Source organism: Reyranella sp. (assembly GCF_050185545.1).
Classification (GTDB): Bacteria; Pseudomonadota; Alphaproteobacteria; order Reyranellales; family Reyranellaceae; genus Reyranella.
This window is the reverse complement of sequence record NZ_JBFWZI010000051.1, coordinates 24,323-41,386: the sequence shown is the minus strand read 5'-3', so window position 1 is coordinate 41,386 and position 17,064 is coordinate 24,323. Positions and strand designations below refer to the sequence as shown.

Here is a 17,064-nt window from a genome sequence, read left to right as displayed (position 1 = left end):
CTTCGGCTGCCTGGCCTTCCACACGCGGATCAGCTCTTCGAGAACGAGGCCTGCGTCGCCGACGATCGGCAGGTCGACATGCACGTTCTTGTTGATCGAGCTCGGATCGATGTCGACATGGATCTTCTTGGAGCGCGGCGAGAACTCGGCGAGCTTGCCGGTGATGCGGTCGTCGAAGCGCGCGCCGATATTGATCAGCACGTCGCAATTGTACATGGCGAGGTTGGCTTCGTAGGTGCCGTGCATGCCGAGCATTCCGACGAACTGCTTGTCCGACGCCGGGAACGAGCCCAACCCCATCAGCGTATTGGTGATCGGGAAGCCGGTCGTGCGCACGAACTGGGTGAGCAGCTTGGAGGCCTTGGGGCCGGAATTGATGACGCCGCCGCCGGTGTAGAAGATCGGCCGCTTGGCGGCACCGATCATCGCGATCGCCTGCTCGATGCGGTCGGCGTCGGGCTTGACCTGCGGGCGGTAGCTCTTGTGCTGAACCGGCTTCTTGGGCGCCACGTAGTCGTGCTTGTTCATCAGCACGTCCTTGGGCAGGTCGATCACCACCGGGCCGGGCCGGCCGGAGCGGGCAACGTAGAAGGCCTCGTGCACGGTACGGGCGAGATCGCCCACGGCCTTCACCAGGTAGTTGTGCTTGGTGCACGGCCGGGTAATGCCGGTCGTGTCGGCCTCCTGGAAGGCGTCGTTGCCGATCAAGTGGGTCGGCACCTGGCCGGTCAGGCAGACGATCGGCACCGAATCCATCAGCGCGTCGGTGAGGCCGGTCACCGCATTTGTGGCACCAGGGCCCGAGGTGACCAGCACCACGCCCACCTTGCCGGTCGACCGGGCATAGCCTTCGGCGGCATGCACCGCCGCCTGCTCGTGACGCACCAGGATGTGGCGAAGCCGGTTCTGCTTGAAGATTGAATCGTAGATGGGAAGGACCGCGCCGCCCGGATAGCCGAAGACGACCTCGACTTCCTCGTCGATCAGGGCTTTCACCAACAGATCGGCGCCGGTCGTGGCGGACTCCTCGGGCTTCATGACACGAACCTCCTCTATGACAAATGTGCCGCAAAACACGGGTGTTTGCGGCGGCGCGGAACGTATAGGCCGAACAGGAGAGGGTCAACCGAAAACGGCACGAAACGTAAAGTTTCAGCCCTCCGAATTGGTCAAAAATTTCTCAACTGCATCCACATGTGGAGCGGGTGGTGTGGCCAATACCAAATCTGGTGCCATCTGATGCCGAATCCACGTCATCTGGCGCTTGGCATATTGACGGGTGTGGTCAATCGCGATGCGCCGCGCGTCGTCGAGCGACAGTTCGCCCCGGAAGTGGCGAAACAGCTCCGGCGCGCCGTGCGCCTTGAGGCCGGGCCATCGCGGGTCCGGTGACCGGTCGAACACGGCCCTCGCCTCGGCAAGGACGCCGCCAGCGAGCATCGCATCGAAGCGCATCGCGATGCGCTCGCGCAGCCATGCCCGCTCCGGCGCAAGCACGATCGTGACAAAGCGCCAGGGTGCAGGCGGCCGGCTCTGCTCGGCCTGCCAGATGCTGATCGGCCGTCCGGTTGCCAGCCAGACCTCCCACGCGCGGACATGGCGCTGGCGATCGCCGGGCTTCAGGCGGGCCACCACCGCGGGATCGTGCACGGCGAGCCGGGCGCGAAAGGCATCGGCCCCCAGGACCTGCCAGTCGGCATTGGCCTGCTCGCGCAGCGCGGCTGGCGCCTCGGGAATGGCGGCGATGCCCTGCATCAGGGTGCGCAGGTAGAGTCCCGAGCCGCCGCACAGGACGGGCGTGCGACGCTCGGCAAGACAGCGCTCGATGGCAACGTCGGCGAGGGCGCGCCAGCGCGCCGCCGACAAGGCTTCGCTCAACGGCAGCACGCCATAGAGGGCATGCGGGACGCGCGCCCGTTCCTCCGCCGTCGGCTGCGCGGTCAGGATGGGAAAGGCGTCATAAGTCTGCATGGCGTCGGCATTGATCACCGTGCCGCCGCGGCGCTCGGCCAGGGCGAGCGCCAGCGCCGACTTCCCGCTGGCCGTCGGGCCGGTGATGACGATGACACGCTGCTCCGCCATGGCGGGCGAACTTCTTGCAAATCGATGATGCTGCCGCCAGTGCGATCTGGACTCATGGCCGGGAGCGCGCCACTCCGTGGCCCTCATGGGCATAGCGGACATGCCGATTGCAGACCGGAAGAAGAGCATGAGCGCCACGGAGTGGCGCGCTCCCGGCCATGAGTCCCTCTTCCGCCGAAGTTCGGCTGTTCCAGCCGAACGGAATGTGCGCTAGAGCCTGAGCGTGAGAAATGTCCTCGTCCTGATCTCGAGCCCGGCGCATCCGGCGCTCAATGACGGCGCGATCAGCGCGGCTGCCGACGTTCTGCGCGCCCGCGGCGCCACTGCCGTCGGCACGCCCGACTGGCTGGCCCCGGAGATCGCCTGCGACCTGCCGTTCGACGGGTCAATCGAAGATCCGGGCGATGGTATCGCGATGACGGCCATCGACGTCGTCGTGGTCCCCGCCGCCGGCCGCCGCAAGAAGCTGCTCGTCGCCGACATGGAATCGACCATGATCGAGAACGAGATGCTGGACGAGCTCGCCGACTTCCTCGGCCTGCGCGAACGCATCGCCGGCATCACGGCGCGGGCGATGAACGGCGAGATCGATTTCGCCGGCGCGCTCGCCGAACGCGTCGGCCTGCTGAAGGGACTGCCGGTCGCGCGGCTCGACGAGGCGGCGAAACGCATCCGCTTTATGCCGGGTGGCGCCACGCTGGTGGCGACCATGAAAAAGCATGGCGCACACTGTGCTCTGGTATCGGGCGGCTTCACGTACTTCACCGCCTTGGTGAAGCAGGCGCTGGGCTTCGATCGAGAGTCCGCCAACGTGCTGGAGCACGACGGCTGCGTGCTCGCCGGCACCGCCGCGCGGCCCATCCTCGGCAAGGAGGCCAAGCTTGCGACCCTGCAGCACCTCGCAGCGGAGCACAGCCTCTCGACCGCGGATGCGATCAGCGTTGGCGACGGCGCCAACGATCTGCCGATGCTGAAGCAGGCGGGCCTGGGCGTCGCCTTCCACGCCAAGCCGGTGGTCGCCGCCCAGGTGCCGGCTCGCATCGACCATGGCGATCTCACCGCCTTGCTCTATCTGCAGGGCTATCGCCGGAGCGACTTCGTCGAAAGGAACGACCCATGACCGAGACCTTGCAGATCGTCCTCGCCAAGCGTCCGACGGGTGACGTCACGCCCGACTGCTTCCGCCAGGAGACGGTCGATCTGCCGGCACCGGGCGACGGCCAGGTCCTGGTGAGGCAGCGCTTCCTGTCGCTCGATCCCTACATGCGCCCGCGCATGACCGAGCTGCGCTCCTACACGCCGCCGTTCGAGCTCGATAAGCCGCTGACCGGCGGCTCGGTCGGCGAGGTGGTCGAATCGAACAACCCGCGTTTCGCCAAGGGCGACGCGGTGATCGGCATGCTGAACTGGGCAACACACACGCTGCTCGACGGCAAGGGACTGCGCAAGATCGATCCCGGCCCGGCTCCGCTGTCGGCTCATCTCGGCGTGCTCGGCATGCCGAGCTTCACCGCCTGGTACGGTATGCGTCACATCTGCAAGCCCAAGGCCGGCGAGACGGTGTTCGTGTCGGCGGCGACCGGCGCGGTCGGCCAGGTGGCGGGACAACTCGCGAAGCTCGCCGGCGCCAGGGCGGTGGGCTGCGCCGGCGGCGACGACAAATGCAGCTGGGCGGTGCGCGAGGCGGGCTATGATGCCTGCTTCAATCATCGCACCGAAGGCGACTACGGCGCCGTTCTCGACAGGCTCTGCCCGCAGGGCATCGACGCCGACTTCGAGAATGTCGGCGGCAGAATCTTCCACGCCGTGTTCGCGCGACTCAACAATTTCGGCCGCGTCGCCTTCTGTGGCGCCATCTCGGAGTACCAGGACAAGACGCCGATGGCCGGCCCGCCGAAGATGTTCACCATCGTGCAGCGCCGGCTCACCCTGCAGGGCTTCATCGTCTCCGACCATGTGGCCCTGATGAGCGAGTTCGTGAACGAGGTCGGCGCGCTGGTGAGGGACGGAAAGCTCAAGAGCCGCGAGACCGTGGTCGAGGGGCTGACGCGCGCGCCGGACGCCTTTCTTGGTCTGCTGAAAGGCGAGAATTTCGGCAAGCTGGTGGTCAAGATCGCCTAACTCGCGCACCCTATCCAGCCGTGACGATGAAAAGGGCGCTCTTCCTCGGCATCGACGCCGGTGGCACGCACTGCCGGGCACGGCTCGTCGATGGCGACGGCAAGACACTCGGCAGCGGCGACGCCGGTCCCGCCAATCTGACGCTCGGCGCCAGGCAGGCGCACACCTCCATCATGGCGGCGAGTACGGCCGCCCTGGCTGATGCAGGCCTTGCCCGGTCCGCGTTCCGCCGAACCCATCTCGCGATCGGTGCCGCTGGCGCCGACGACCCGGCCGCCGTCGAGGCGCTCGCCGCGCAGTCCCTGCCCTTTGCGTCTGTCACCATCCGCAGCGACGCCGTGACCGCCTGCATCGGCGCCCTTGGCGACGACGACGGCGGCCTGCTCATCGTCGGCACGGGAAGCCAGGGCATCGTCCGTCACAAGGGCCGCTTTCACCGCGTCGGCGGTTGGGGCTTCATGCTGTCGGACCATGGTTCGGCCGCCATGCTCGGCCACGCCGCCTTGAGACACGCCCTGGCGGCGCATGAGGGCGTGGTCGAGGCCTCACTGCTCAGCCGTCGGATCATGCGTCGGTTCGGCAACGCGCCGGTCAGGATGCTCGCCTGGTCGCACCAGCTCACGCCCGGCGACTGGGGCGCCTTCTCGCCTGTGGTGTTCGCCTGTGCGGAGTCGGGGGATGCGGCAGCTCAACGGCTGGTCGATCAGGCAGTTGGCGATGTCACCCGCCTGCTCGACCGCATGGTCGAGCTTGGCGCACAGAGCATCGTCCTGGTGGGTGGCCTGGCCAACCGCTACGCCAAGCGCCTGCCGCGGCGCCTCGCGCGCCGGCTCGTGGCGCCGCGTCGCGACGCGCTGGCCGGCGCCATCGACCTCGCCCGCGAGGCGGCCGGCGCGTGACCCGCCTCACCGCCCTCTCCGGCGCCCGCATCTTCGACGGCAGAAGTTGGCACTACGACTCGACGATCCTGATTGGCGACGGCCGAATCCTCGACATCGTGGCGCGGCACGCCGTGCCGGCCGACGCTGCGGCGGAACGCGTCGAGGGCGGCATGCTGGTACCGGGCTTCATCGATGCCCAGGTGAATGGCGGCGGCGGCGTGGCGCTGAACGATGCGCCGACCGCCGAGACGATGAATCGGATTGCCGCCGCCCATCGGCCATTCGGGACCTGCCGCCTGCTGCCGACCTTGGTGACCACCCTGCCGGAGGTCACCGCAGCCGCCCTGGCCGCGGCGCGCAGCGCCGGCCCGGCAATCGTCGGCCTCCATCTCGAGGGCCCGCACCTCGATCCGGTTCGCCAGGGTGTTCATGACGGCCGGCTTATGCGCCGGCTGGGCGAAACCGACATCGACCGCCTGCTGGCCGCGGATGTCGGACGCCTGCTGCTGACGATCGCTCCAGAGCAGGTCGAGCCGCCCCAGGTGCGCCGCCTGGTCGACGGCGGCGCGATCGTGAGTCTCGGCCATTCCGATGCGCGCTTCGAGCGGGCGATGGCGATGATCGACGCCGGCGCGACGGGCATCACCCACCTGTTCAACGCCATGAGCCCCCTGCAGAACCGCGCCGCCGGCCTGGTCGGCGCCGCCCTCGAGGCGGGCTCGGTGTGGTGCGGCGTGATTGCCGATGGAATCCACGTGACGCCGGCCGTGCTGCGAATTGCCCTGCGCGCCAAGCGCCCGCCGGGCCGCCTGTTCCTGGTGACCGACGCCATGCCGAGCGTCGGCTCGAGCGCGACCTCGTTCACCTTCGGCGGCAGGACCGTGCAGCGGCAGGGCAAACGCCTGACCTGGACCGGCGACGATGGCGAGCCGGTCCTGGCCGGTGCACATCTCGACATGGCATCGGCGGTCAGGCTCTGCGTCGATGAGCTGGATGTCCCGCTGGAGGAGGCTCTGCGCATGGCCTCGCTCTATCCCGCGACCTTCCTGCGACTGGACGACCGCCACGGCCGCATCGCGCCCGGTCATGCCGCCGACATCGTGCATCTCGACGCGGCGCTGCAGGTGCGCAGGACCTGGGTCTCGGGAGTGGGTGCCTGAGTCTCTTCGGACCGCGGGCGTCCCGCCCGCTCACGAACCCGAGCGGGCGAGGCGCCCGCTCATGAACTTGAGCGGGCGGGACGCCCGCGGTCCGGAAGACGCTGACCTACTTCGTCAGTCTGAGCGCGGCGAAGCGCGGGTCGCCCTGGCGCTCGACGAACAGCAGGACCGAACGCTTCTTCTGCTGCTGCAGCTTGGCGACGATGTCGGTGATCTCCTGCGGTGAGGCGACCGGCTTCTGGTCGACCTCGAGGATGACGTCGCCGGCCTGCAGCTGCTTCTCGGCGGCCGGACTGTTGGGTGCCACCTTGGTGATCACCACGCCCTTGACCTGATCGGACAGGCCGTACTTCTCGCGCAGCTGGTCGGTCGCCTTCTGCAGCGTCAGGCCGAGCTGCTCGACACTCGAAGCGACCGGCTGGTCGGGCTCCGGCGACTTCTTGCCGTCGCTGCCCTTCTGGGCCGAGGCGTTCTGCTTTGACGCCTCTTCCTGCTCGCCGACCCTGAGCTTCAGCGGCACTTCCTTGCCGCCGCGCCACACCACGACATCGACCGTGCTGCCGACCCGGGCATTGGCTACCTGTCGCGGGAAACGGCGCAGGTCGAGCACGTCCTGCCCCGCAAAGCTGATGATGATGTCGTTGCGCTTGACGCCGGCCTTGGCGGCCGGGCCGTCGGCCACGACATTGGCCACCAGCACGCCACGTGCCCGATCGAGGCCGAACGAATCGGCGATGTCGTCGGTGACGCTCTGGTAGCTGACGCCGACCCAGCCGCGCTTGACCTTGCCGAACTCGCGCAGCTGCTCGGACACCTGCTTGACGATGTTGGATGGGATCGAGAAGGCAAGACCGGCATTGGTGCCCGACGGCGAGTAGATCGCCGTGTTCACGCCGATCACCTCGCCGTCGGCATTATACAGCGGACCACCCGAGTTGCCCTTGTTGATGGCGGCATCGGTCTGCAGGTAGTCATCGAGCGAATCGTTCAGCGACCGGCCGCGCGCCGAGATGATGCCGGCGGTGACCGAGTGGCCGAGGCCGAACGGATTGCCGATGGCGATCACCCAGTCGCCGACCCGCATCTTGTCCGAATCGCCGAACTTCACCGCCGGCAGCGGCTTCTTGTTCGGCGGCTCGACCTTGAGCAGGGCGAGGTCGACGCGGCTGTCCGACCCGACCAGCTTGGCCTTGAGCTGGGTGTCGTCGCGGAAGATCACGGTGATGTCTTCGGCGCCCTGGATCACGTGATTGTTGGTGATGATGTAGCCCTCGCCATCGATCACGAAGCCCGAGCCGAGCGACGTGCCGCGCCGCTTCTGCTGTTCCTCGCCCCCCCCGCGACGGTCGAAGAATTCCTTGAACAGCTCCTCGAACGGCGAGCCGGGCGGCAGCTGCGGCATGTCGCGCAGACGCGGCCCCTGCTGCGGCACGTTCTGGGTCGTGGTGATGTTGACGACGGTCGGCATGAGCCGGTCGACCAACTCGGCGAAGCTTTGCGTCGCCTGCTCGCGAGCCCATGCCGGTTGTGCCAGCGCCAGCCCGACGCAAGCCACCGCGGCAACGGCCGCACTTCTGCAAATTCCACTAAAAACTGTGAGAATCACGTCCGACCTCCAACGGCGCTCAGGCCCAAAATGGTCGGTACAGCCGGCGCCGCGCGCTAGAGTTCCTGTCTACATGGCCGCCGATTGTGGCGCAAATGAAGAGGCCGAAATGTTGCCGATTGTTGCAGCGATTGCGGCCCCTTGCCTCGATTGGCCGGATTGCGTTGCAGGGCTGCCACAGGCACCGTTGCGCCATCCTCCGGCGATGGTTACTTCTGGGTGATCGCGGCGCCCGCCGGCGGGTCGTTGAAATAGCGGAAGAAATCCGTGTCGGGGTTCAGGATCATGGTCGACCCGCCGCTGCCGAAGGCCTGCTTGTAGGCTTCCATGCGCCGGTAGAAGGCATAGAAATCCTTGCCCTTCTCGAACGCCAGGGCATAAATCCGGGTCGCTTCGCCGTCGGCCTCGCCCATCAGGACCTGCGCCTTGAGACCGGCGTCGGCCTTGATGACGGCGACCTCGCGGTCGGCGGTCGCGGTGATGCGCGCCTTCTCCTCGTCGCCCTCGGCGCGAAGCTGGCCGGCCTCGCGCTCGCGGTCGGTCTTCATGCGATTGTACACCGATTGCGAGTTGGCCTGCGGCAAGTCCGCACGCTTGATGCGCACATCGACGGTGTCGACACCGAGCTCCCTGGTCTTGCCGTTCACGCGCTTGGTGATCTCTTCCATCAGGTTGGCGCGCTGGTCGGTCAGAATCGCGTGCAACGGCACCGAGCTCAGCACACCGCGGATTTCCGAGTTGATCAGGGAATCGAGCAGCCCGCGCAGGGCCGGCTCGCCGCCCGGCACGGTCTGGGCGTAGGTCTTGGCATTGGTGATCTTGTAGCGGGCGTAGGCATCGACCACGAGGCGCTTCTGGTCACCGGCGATGATCTCGAATTCCTCGGCCTCGTAGTCGAGCAGGCGGCGGTCGATGCGCTGGATGTCCTGGATCAGCGGCATCTTGGCATAGAGGCCGGGCTCGGTCTTGGGGTTGCCGACGATGGCGCCGAACTGACGAACCAGGACCTGCTTGGTCGGATCGACGGTGTAGAAGGTCTGGGTCAACAGGAAGACGATGACCGCCAGACCAACCAGAATGGCAATGCCGCGGTTGGTCATCGGCTGCTCCCCTGGCCCTGTGCGGGCGCGGGCGCCGGCTGTCGAGCCGGTGGGGGCTGGCTCGTCCTGAAGTCGGGCAGCGGCAGGTAAGGCAGCACGCCGGTACCCGAGGTGTTCTTGTCGACCAGCACCTTGTTCACGTTGCGCAACACCTCTTCCATCGTGTCGAGATAGATGCGCTCGGTGGTGATGTCCTTGGCCTTGGCGTACTGCTCGTAGACTTGGCTGAAGCGCTGGGCGTCACCGCTGGCGCGGGCGACGATCTGCGCCTTGTAGGCCTCGCCCCGCTGGATGATGGCTTCGGCCTCGCCCTTCGCTCGCGGCAGCACCTGGTTGCGGTAGGTATTGGCCTCGTTGATGCTTCTTTCCTTGTCTGCGCGCGCCGCCTGCACGTCACGAAAGGCGGCGATCACCTCCTGCGGCGGGTCGACGCGCAGGAGCTGGACCTGGGAGATGCGCACCCCCAGGCCGTAATCATCGAGGATGCGCTGCAGCAAGTCCTTGCCGTCCTGCTCGATGCGGCTGCGCCCCTCGGTCTGCGCGAACTGCAGGTTCGACTTGCCGATGATCTCACGCATTGCCGCCTCGGCGCCCGCGCGCACGTTCTCCTCGGGATTGCGCACATCGAAGGCGTACTTGAATACGTCCTTGATCTGCCACAGCACCGCGAACTCGATGTCGACGATGTTCTCGTCGCCGGTCAGCATCAGGTTCTCCGTCGAGGTCGGACGCGGGCCACGGGTGTAGGGGGTCTGCCTGTCCTGGCCGGTGCGCGAGCCGATCACCGTGCGGCGCTGGTCCTGAACGTTGACCACGACGACATTGCCAATCGGACCGGGCAGATTGTAGTGCAGCCCCGGCTCGACCGGCTTGCCATACGGCTTGCCGAACACCAGCTGGATGGCCTGCTGATTGGGCTGGACGCGGAAGAAGCCGGTCAGAAGCCAGATCACGGCCGCGGCCAGGACGATCAGCGCAATTCCCTTGTAGGTCCCGAAGCCGCCGGGAATGAGGTTCTTCAGGCGCTCCTGGCCCTTGCGGATGACGTCTTCCATGTCGGGCGGCCGGCGTGAGCCGAAGGGACCGCCGCCCCCGCCGCCGCGATTGCCACCGCCGCCGCCCCATGGGCCGCCGCCACCGCCGCCGCCCCACGGGCCGCCGCTATTGTTGTTCCAGGCCATCGTTCACCTCGGCACCACGGGCTGCCCGCCTCGACGCATCATCGCTTTGCTTTCACGTCGGGCTGCATATATGTGACGGCAGCATCACCCGCAATCAAGCGGCGACAGAAAATTGCCAGCCGACGGAAGCAAGCGACATGGCGGAAATCACCGAAGCGGCCGTCCGCAAGGTTCTCGAGACGGTCATTGATCCGGCGAGCGGCCGCAGCGTCCTGGCCGCCGGCATGGTGGGCGGCATCGCCACCCGCGGCGGCCACGTGGCCGTCACCCTTGACGTCGATCCGGCCCGCGGCACGGCTCTCGAGCCCCTGCGCCAGGCCTGCGAGCAGGCGGTTCGCGCCTTGCCGGGCGTGCTGTCGGCGACCGCCGTGATGACGGCCGAGCGGCCGGCGCCGCCGGCGCCCGCCCCGCACGCCCACGGACGTGGCGCCGCCGCCCCTGGCCAGAAGACCACCGGCGGCGGCGGCCGCATCGACGTGCCGGGCGTCAAGCACATCATCGCCGTCGCCTCGGGCAAGGGTGGTGTCGGCAAATCGACGACGGCCGTCAACCTGGCGCTCGGGCTGGCCGCCAACGGCGTCGCCACCGGGCTTCTCGACGCCGACATCTACGGCCCGTCGATGCCGCGCATGCTCGATGTCAAGGACAAGCCCGAATCGATCGACGGCAAGGCGCTGAAGCCGATCGAGCGCTACGGCCTCAAGACCATGTCGATTGGCTACATCGTCAACGAGGACACGCCGATGATCTGGCGTGGCCCGATGGTGTCGAGCGCGCTCGAGCAGATGCTGCGCGACGTCCAGTGGGGCGAACTCGACGTGCTGGTCGTCGACATGCCGCCCGGCACGGGCGATGCGCAGCTGACGCTCGCCCAACGAGTCGCGCTTGCGGGCGCGGTAATCGTCTCGACGCCGCAGGACATCGCCCTGGTCGATGCCCGCAAGGGCCTCAACATGTTTCGCAAGGTGGCGGTGCCGGTCCTGGGCTTCGTCGAGAACATGAGCTTCTACCTCTGCCCGCACTGCGGCGAGCGCGCCGAGATCTTCGGGCACGGCGGCGCCCGCGAGGAGGCCGACAAGCTCGGCGTGCCGTTCCTGGGCGAGGTGCCTTTGCATCTCGACATCCGCACGACATCCGACTCGGGCCATCCCATCGTCGTCGCCCAGCCCGACAGCCCCTACGCGCAGATCTACCGCAACATCGCCGGCCGGGTGTGGAAGCAGCTGGCGGCCAACCAGCGCGGCCCGCGCGCCGCGCCGCGCATCGTGGTGCGCTGAGCTCGTTGCCGGGAGGTCATGGTCTTCTTGGACCGCGGGCGTCTCGCCCGCTCATACTCATGAACATGATCATGAGCGGGCGAGACGCCTGCGGTCCACGTGAGCGCCACTGGAGTGGCGCGCTTAGTGGCGCGCTCCCAGCGTGTCAGCGCTTCTTGCGGCGACCGGCAGTGCCCTTCGGCAGCGGCTTGCCGATCATGCCATGCACGCCGATCATCGCTCCGGCGACCAGCTCGAGCGCCAGGAAGCGGCGCTCCTCGACCCAGCCGGGAAGCTGGATGTTGAGCGCGAGGTCGCGGCGGAAGCCGAACTGGTTGTAGTATTCGGGATCGCCGACCAGAATGATGCGGCTGTGACCCAGCATGCGCGACTGCGCCATCGAGTGCCACATCAGCGCCTTGCCGTAGCCCAGCCCGCGCAACTCGGGCGCGATGGCGAGCGGACCGAGCAGGACGGCCGGCCAGCGCTCGTTGATCAGGATCGGCCAGTTGCGGATCGAGGCCACCATGCGGCCCTTCGGGTCGATGGCGACGAAGCATAGCTCCTTGATCGGCGCGACGTCCTCGCGCAGCCGATAGACCGTCTTGTGATGGCGATCCGGCCCGAAGGCCGCCTCGTTCATCGCCTCGACGGCGGCACCGTCGCGCGGCCGCTCGCGCACCAGGCGCAGCCGGCCGGCAGAGAGGCCAATGTCGCGCACCTTAGCCAAGACCGAGCGCCGCCATGAGCTCGCGCCATTCGCGCGGATTGAGCCCGCTCGATTTCTGGTCGACCTTCTCGCCCGCGATCATGCGCTTGACGGCGGCAAGCCCGGTCTTCGACAGGTGAGCGCCGCCGATGCGGTACTCCATGAAGGCGTCGTGGCAATTCGGGCACCAGCGCTTGAGCGTGTCGATCATCACGTCGGCGTAGGCGCGGATCTCGTACTGGGCATGCGCGTCGGCACGCAGCGACAGGAAATGCATCAGATTGTGCAGGTTCGTCTTCCAGTACCACTGCGTATAGAAGCCGAGCGACAGATTCATGCGCGCCAGCTCGCGCGCCAAGCCGGAGCGCCCGGGGTCGAGCGGCTGGCCGTCCTCGCCCTCGTTCAGCATCTCCATGTAGTGCTCGTAGACGCGCTCTGCGTCCTGCCTCAGGAGAGCGAACACGCGCTCGGCCTCCTTGCCGGCGAGCACCGCATCGCGGCCTTGGCGGTTCAGCCGGCTTTGCGCGGCGAGATGCTCGGGCTTGGGAATGTAGAATTCGTTGTCGAGGATGGAGTAGCGCGCCGAGTACTCGTTGACGTTGGCCGTGCGATGGCGGATCCACTGGCGGGCGACGAAGATCGGCAGCTTGACGTGGTACTTGATCTCGCACATCTCGAACGGCGTCGTGTGGCGATGCCGCATCAGGTAGTTGATCAGCCCGCGATCCTCACTGACCTTCTTGGTGCCTCGGCCGTAGCTGACGCGTGCCGCCTGCACGACCGCCGCGTCGTCGCCCATGTAGTCGACAACCCGCACGAAGCCATGGTCGAGGACAGGCAGCGCCTGGAACAGGATTTCCTCGAGCGCGGGTGCGATCGGCCGCAGGGTCGCCTGCGCACCGGCGCGCGCCTGGTCGATTTCGGTTTGCTGGTCGATCGAGAGGGGCATGGCGGCGTTCCGTTATCGTTGCCCGCACTCTAGCGGTCAGCGGGCATTCGCCCAACGCTCACTTGCCCACATGGTCGACCATTGATCGCGTCCGGAGCGCGTAGCGAAGTTCGTTCGCATTGGCCCGATCAGCGCCTTCAAAACGCCTCGGGGAGTGCCTATATTGGGGCGTCGGGAAACCGACTATGGCGATAAACGCCGCGTGGCATAAGCGTTTCGGACCCGGGGGCAGTACCCGGCGCCTCCACCAGTTTTCCTCCGCTCCTCGCGGGGCGGAGTCGATGGGGGCGAACCAGGATCGACGAGCGTGGTAAAGGCGCGGTTTTTGCCCGGTATGGTTCCGCCGTGACGGGCCACACACAAGTGCCAACGATAACGACGTTGCACTCGCTGCTGCCGCCTAAACAGCGGACGTAAGCGCGGTTCGGGAGGGCACCGGGCAACAGAAGCCCTCCCACTTTCTTTTGCGCCAATTGCAAGCTATGGCAGCGTTGACTCCGCCGCGATGCGGGTCGATGCTTTCAACGAGATTTCCAACAGGCCATGAACGATCGGTTTCACTACGACGCTCTCGTCGACGACGCGTTGCGCAGCGTCGTCCGACGCGTGCTGACGCAAGTGGCGGAGAAGGGTCTGCCGGGCTCGCATCATTTCTACATCTCCTTCCGCAGCAACGACCCGGGCGTCTCCCTGCCCGACTATTTGCGCGCCAAGTACCCGGAAGAGATGACCATCGTGCTGCAGCACCAGTACTGGGATCTCCTCCTCGGCTCGGACTTCTTCGAAGTGACGGTGAGCTTCAACAAGCAGCAGGAACGCATCCGCGTGCCCTTTGCTGCGCTCTCCGCTTTCGTCGATCCGTCGGTACGGTTCGGCCTGCAGTTCGACCGCAAGGACAAGGCGGCTGCCGCCGACAAGCCCGAGAAGGCAGCGCCGACGACGTCGCTGCCGGCACCCGAGAAGCGGCCGCCCCTTGCCGCGCCGACCAGCGACGAGGCGCAGTCGGCGAAGGAGCCGCCGGAAGGCGGCAAACCCGACGAGACCAAGCCCGAGGATCCGGCCTCGAAGGTCGTCAAGCTCGACAGCTTCCGCAAGAAGTAGGTGGACGCCGCGCCGCGCTTGCGGCAGGGATGCGCGCCTCCAGCCGGCGCGTCAGGAGATGGTCATGCCCGAATTCCAGTTCCAGGAGATGTTTCCCAGCGGCCAGGACGCCACGCCCTACCGCAAGCTCAGCGCGGATTTCGTCGGCACGACCAGGTTCAACGGCCGCGACGTGCTGACGGTGGAGCCGGAGGCGCTGACCCTGCTGACCGCCCAAGCGTTCAAGGACATCTCGCATCTTCTGCGGCCCGGGCATCTCGCCCAGTTGCGCTCGATCCTCGATGACGCCGAGGCTTCGGACAACGACAAGTACGTCGCGCTGGAGCTCTTGAAGAACGCCAACATCGCCGCCGGCGGCGAGCTGCCGATGTGCCAGGATACCGGCACCGCCATCGTCATGGGTAAGAAGGGCCAGGCGGTGTGGACCGGCGGCGGCGACGAGGCGGCGATCGCCAGGGGCGTCTACAAGACCTACACGGAGACCAACCTGCGCTACTCGCAGGTCTCGCCGCTCTCGATGTTCAAGGAAGTGCAGACCGGCACCAACCTGCCGGCGCAGATCGACATCTACGCCACCGATGGCGACGCCTACAAGTTCCTGTTCATCGCCAAGGGCGGCGGCTCGGCCAACAAGAGCTACCTGCACCAGCAGACGCCGGCGGTGCTGAACGAGGCGGCGCTGCTGAAGTTTCTCGACACCCAGATCCGCACCCTGGGCACCGCCGCCTGCCCGCCCTATCACCTCGCCATCGTCGTCGGTGGCACCTCGGCCGAGATGAACCTCAAGACGGTGAAGCTCGCCTCGACGCGCTACCTCGACGACCTGCCGGGCGAGGGCAACAACAAGGGCGTCGCCATCCGCGATCGCGAGATGGAGCAGAAGGTGCTCGAGCTCACGCGCAAGATGGGCATCGGCGCGCAGTTCGGCGGCAAGTATTTCTGCCACGACGTGCGCGTGATCCGCATCGCCCGGCACGGTGCCTCGGTGCCGATCGGCATCGGCGTCTCCTGCTCGGCCGACCGCCAGGCGCTGGGCAAGATCACCAGGGACGGCATCTATCTGGAGCAGCTCGAGACCAACCCGGCGCACTTCCTGCCCGACATCGAGCCGCAGCAGCTGTCCGGCGACGTCGTGTCGGTCGATCTCGACAAGGGCATGGCGCACACCCTGTCGGTGCTGACCAAGTATCCCGTGAAGACCCGCGTCAATCTCACGGGCACCCTGATCGTGGCGCGCGATTCAGCGCACGCCAAGCTCAAGGAACGGCTCGATCGTGGCGAGGGCCTGCCCGACTACTTCAAGCAGTTCCCGGTCTACTACGCCGGCCCCGCCAAGACGCCGCAGGGCATGCCGTCGGGCTCGTTCGGGCCGACCACCGCCGGCCGCATGGACTCCTACGTCGACCTGTTCCAGGCCAATGGCGGTTCGATGGTCATGCTGGCCAAGGGCAACCGCAGCAAGGCCGTGGTCGACGCCTGCAAGAAGCACAAGGGCTTCTATCTCGGCTCGATCGGCGGCCCGGCCGCCATCCTGGCCAAGAACTGCATCCGGAAGGTCGAGGTCCTGGAGTATCCCGAGCTCGGCATGGAAGCGATCTGGCGCATCCAGGTCGAGAACTTCCCGGCCTTCATCGTCACTGACGACAAGGGCAACGATTTTTTCAGCGAGCTGAAGATCTAGGCCGGCGATCCGACGTCATGAACCTTGCCAAGCAGCATCTCGACATCGGCCTGTTCTCGACCAGGCGCGACGAGCAACTCGCTTTCTGGCAGCAGACGGTGGGCCTGCCCTACGACCACATGGGCAAGCTGGGCGGCGGCATGCAGCAGCATCGCCATCACATGAACGGCTCGATCCTCAAGATGAACCATTCGCGCGATGCCCTGCCCGACGCCCCGCCGTCCGGCATCATCGGCCTGGAGATCGCCCGCGACGGCCTCGCCGAGCCCCGGGCGCTGGTCGACCCCGACGGCAACAAGGTGACGCTGGTGCCCAGAGGCGAGCACGGCGTCGAGGGCATCGCCATCCTGCTCAAGGTCAACGACCCGGCCGAGCACGACCGGTTCTGGACCCATGCCATGCAGTTCGAGCGCGCGGGCGACGGTCGCTATCGCTGCGGTGATTCGCTGATCGTGATCGCCGAGCGCGGGCGGGTCGAGCGCAGCACGGAATGGCGCGGCCCGGGCTATCGCTACATGACCGTGCAGGTGTGGGACTGCCTGCACGAGTACGCCGGCATCCTCGCGCGCGGCGGCACCTCGGGCGGCGAGCCGCGCGTGCTGGGCGACACGGTGCGCTTCGCCTTCGTCTGCGATCCCGACGGCAACCACATCGAGATCAGCCAGCGCGCCTCGCTGACCGGCGGGAAGCTGTAGCTCATCGTGGACCGCGGGCGTCCCGCCCGCTCATGCTCATGCCCTTCCGGACCGCGGGCATCCCGCCCGCTCATGATTTCATGAGCATGGGCGGGCGGGATGCCCGCGGTCCGGAAGACCATGACCCCTCCGTCCGCGATTACGCGGCCACCTCCCCAGCGAAGCTGGGGAGGAGAATGAAGAGCCTACTTCTTGCGCGCCTTGCGGGCGGCGTAGCGGGCGTCGCGGGTCGCCTTCTGGGCCGCCAGCAGCTCGATCTGCGCGCGCAGGGCGGCCTTGGCCTCCTCGGCCTCGCGATTGATCTTCTCGGCCTTTTTTGCCTCCCGATCGGCGATCGCCTTGGCGCGTTCGGCGAGCCGGGCGTTGCGGCGCTCCTCCTCGCGCTGCTCGCGCAGGCGGGCCGCGGCGGCGCGGGCCTCCTGGCGGGCGGCGAAGTCGGGATCGTTGGTCGGGTCCTTCGCCCGGGAGCGCTCGAGCAGGGCCTGACGGGCCTTGGCCTGGTTTTCGAGGCGGTCGGAAAAAGTATCGCGATTGTTCAAGGG

At 67.2% G+C, this 17,064-nt stretch carries 16 protein-coding genes and 1 other RNA gene; 9 read left to right on the top strand and 8 right to left on the bottom strand.

Features of this window, described 5'->3' with window-relative positions; translation table 11 throughout:
- Both AB7O82_RS16280 and miaA read right to left on the bottom strand, forming a co-directional pair.
- A partial coding sequence (locus AB7O82_RS16280) for a thiamine pyrophosphate-binding protein (protein ID WP_428619778.1) occupies window positions 1-1,038 on the bottom strand: 1,038 nt, incomplete at its 3' end.
- A 114-nt stretch (window positions 1,039-1,152) separates the two neighbouring features.
- Window positions 1,153-2,082: a tRNA (adenosine(37)-N6)-dimethylallyltransferase MiaA gene (gene miaA / locus AB7O82_RS16275; RefSeq protein ID WP_428549559.1), complete on the bottom strand. Its 930-nt coding sequence runs from the start codon at window positions 2,080-2,082 to the stop codon at window positions 1,153-1,155.
- A 223-nt stretch (window positions 2,083-2,305) separates the two neighbouring features.
- Here miaA and serB point away from each other — a divergent pair, with 223 nt between their 5' ends.
- The 4 genes from serB to nagA are packed head-to-tail and all read left to right on the top strand — an operon-like array spanning window position 2,306 to window position 6,244.
- Window positions 2,306-3,202, top strand: a complete 897-nt coding sequence (serB, locus tag AB7O82_RS16270) for a phosphoserine phosphatase SerB (protein ID WP_428619777.1) — start codon at window positions 2,306-2,308, stop codon at window positions 3,200-3,202.
- Window positions 3,199-4,203 carry an NADP-dependent oxidoreductase gene (locus AB7O82_RS16265; RefSeq protein WP_428619776.1) on the top strand — a complete coding sequence of 335 codons (1,005 nt, stop codon included), beginning with the start codon at window positions 3,199-3,201 and terminating at the stop codon, window positions 4,201-4,203. The genes serB and AB7O82_RS16265 overlap by 4 nt, the downstream gene beginning before the upstream one ends.
- 26 nt (window positions 4,204-4,229) lie before the next feature.
- Window positions 4,230-5,102, top strand: coding sequence for a BadF/BadG/BcrA/BcrD ATPase family protein (locus AB7O82_RS16260; RefSeq protein WP_428549553.1), 873 nt, complete (start codon window positions 4,230-4,232; stop codon window positions 5,100-5,102).
- A complete protein-coding gene (nagA, locus tag AB7O82_RS16255; protein ID WP_428549551.1) occupies window positions 5,099-6,244 on the top strand; it encodes an N-acetylglucosamine-6-phosphate deacetylase in 1,146 nt (381 codons plus the stop codon). Before AB7O82_RS16260 ends, nagA begins: the two co-directional genes overlap by 4 nt.
- 106 nt (window positions 6,245-6,350) lie before the next feature.
- On the opposite strand, the gene AB7O82_RS16250 is transcribed toward nagA, so the two are convergent.
- The 3 genes from AB7O82_RS16250 to hflK form a co-directional block, all read right to left on the bottom strand.
- Window positions 6,351-7,799, bottom strand: a complete 1,449-nt coding sequence (locus AB7O82_RS16250) for a DegQ family serine endoprotease (RefSeq protein WP_428619774.1) — start codon at window positions 7,797-7,799, stop codon at window positions 6,351-6,353.
- A gap of 260 nt (window positions 7,800-8,059) precedes the next feature.
- Window positions 8,060-8,950 (bottom strand): protease modulator HflC, encoded by an 891-nt coding sequence (gene hflC, locus AB7O82_RS16245; RefSeq protein WP_428619773.1) that lies wholly within the window; start codon window positions 8,948-8,950, stop codon window positions 8,060-8,062.
- Window positions 8,947-10,131, bottom strand: a complete 1,185-nt coding sequence (gene hflK / locus AB7O82_RS16240; RefSeq protein WP_428549545.1) for an FtsH protease activity modulator HflK — start codon at window positions 10,129-10,131, stop codon at window positions 8,947-8,949. Before hflK ends, hflC begins: the two co-directional genes overlap by 4 nt.
- 137 nt (window positions 10,132-10,268) lie before the next feature.
- Here hflK and apbC point away from each other — a divergent pair, with 137 nt between their 5' ends.
- On the top strand, window positions 10,269-11,408 hold the full coding sequence (gene apbC / locus AB7O82_RS16235; protein WP_428549543.1) for an iron-sulfur cluster carrier protein ApbC: 1,140 nt from the start codon (window positions 10,269-10,271) through the stop codon (window positions 11,406-11,408).
- 145 nt (window positions 11,409-11,553) lie between these two features.
- Here apbC and AB7O82_RS16230 read toward each other — a convergent pair whose 3' ends face one another.
- Both AB7O82_RS16230 and thyX read right to left on the bottom strand, forming a co-directional pair.
- A complete protein-coding gene (locus AB7O82_RS16230) occupies window positions 11,554-12,108 on the bottom strand; it encodes a GNAT family N-acetyltransferase (RefSeq protein WP_428551104.1) in 555 nt (184 codons plus the stop codon).
- A gap of 1 nt (window position 12,109) precedes the next feature.
- Window positions 12,110-13,045: an FAD-dependent thymidylate synthase gene (thyX, locus tag AB7O82_RS16225; protein ID WP_428551081.1), complete on the bottom strand. Its 936-nt coding sequence runs from the start codon at window positions 13,043-13,045 to the stop codon at window positions 12,110-12,112.
- A 132-nt stretch (window positions 13,046-13,177) separates the two neighbouring features.
- Between thyX and ssrA the strand changes: the two genes are divergently transcribed.
- From ssrA to AB7O82_RS16205, 4 genes are all read left to right on the top strand, one after another.
- Window positions 13,178-13,504: a transfer-messenger RNA gene (gene ssrA, locus AB7O82_RS16220) on the top strand.
- Between the two features lie 84 nt (window positions 13,505-13,588).
- Window positions 13,589-14,146 (top strand): SspB family protein, encoded by a 558-nt coding sequence (locus AB7O82_RS16215; protein ID WP_428551084.1) that lies wholly within the window; start codon window positions 13,589-13,591, stop codon window positions 14,144-14,146.
- A gap of 64 nt (window positions 14,147-14,210) precedes the next feature.
- On the top strand, window positions 14,211-15,827 hold the full coding sequence (locus tag AB7O82_RS16210) for a fumarate hydratase (RefSeq protein ID WP_428551086.1): 1,617 nt from the start codon (window positions 14,211-14,213) through the stop codon (window positions 15,825-15,827).
- A gap of 17 nt (window positions 15,828-15,844) precedes the next feature.
- Window positions 15,845-16,522, top strand: a complete 678-nt coding sequence (locus AB7O82_RS16205) for a VOC family protein (protein WP_428619772.1) — start codon at window positions 15,845-15,847, stop codon at window positions 16,520-16,522.
- A gap of 185 nt (window positions 16,523-16,707) precedes the next feature.
- Here AB7O82_RS16205 and AB7O82_RS16200 read toward each other — a convergent pair whose 3' ends face one another.
- Complete coding sequence (locus AB7O82_RS16200; protein ID WP_428551091.1) at window positions 16,708-17,061, bottom strand: DUF6481 family protein; 354 nt, start codon at window positions 17,059-17,061, stop codon at window positions 16,708-16,710.
- Window positions 17,062-17,064: the final 3 nt, after the last annotated feature.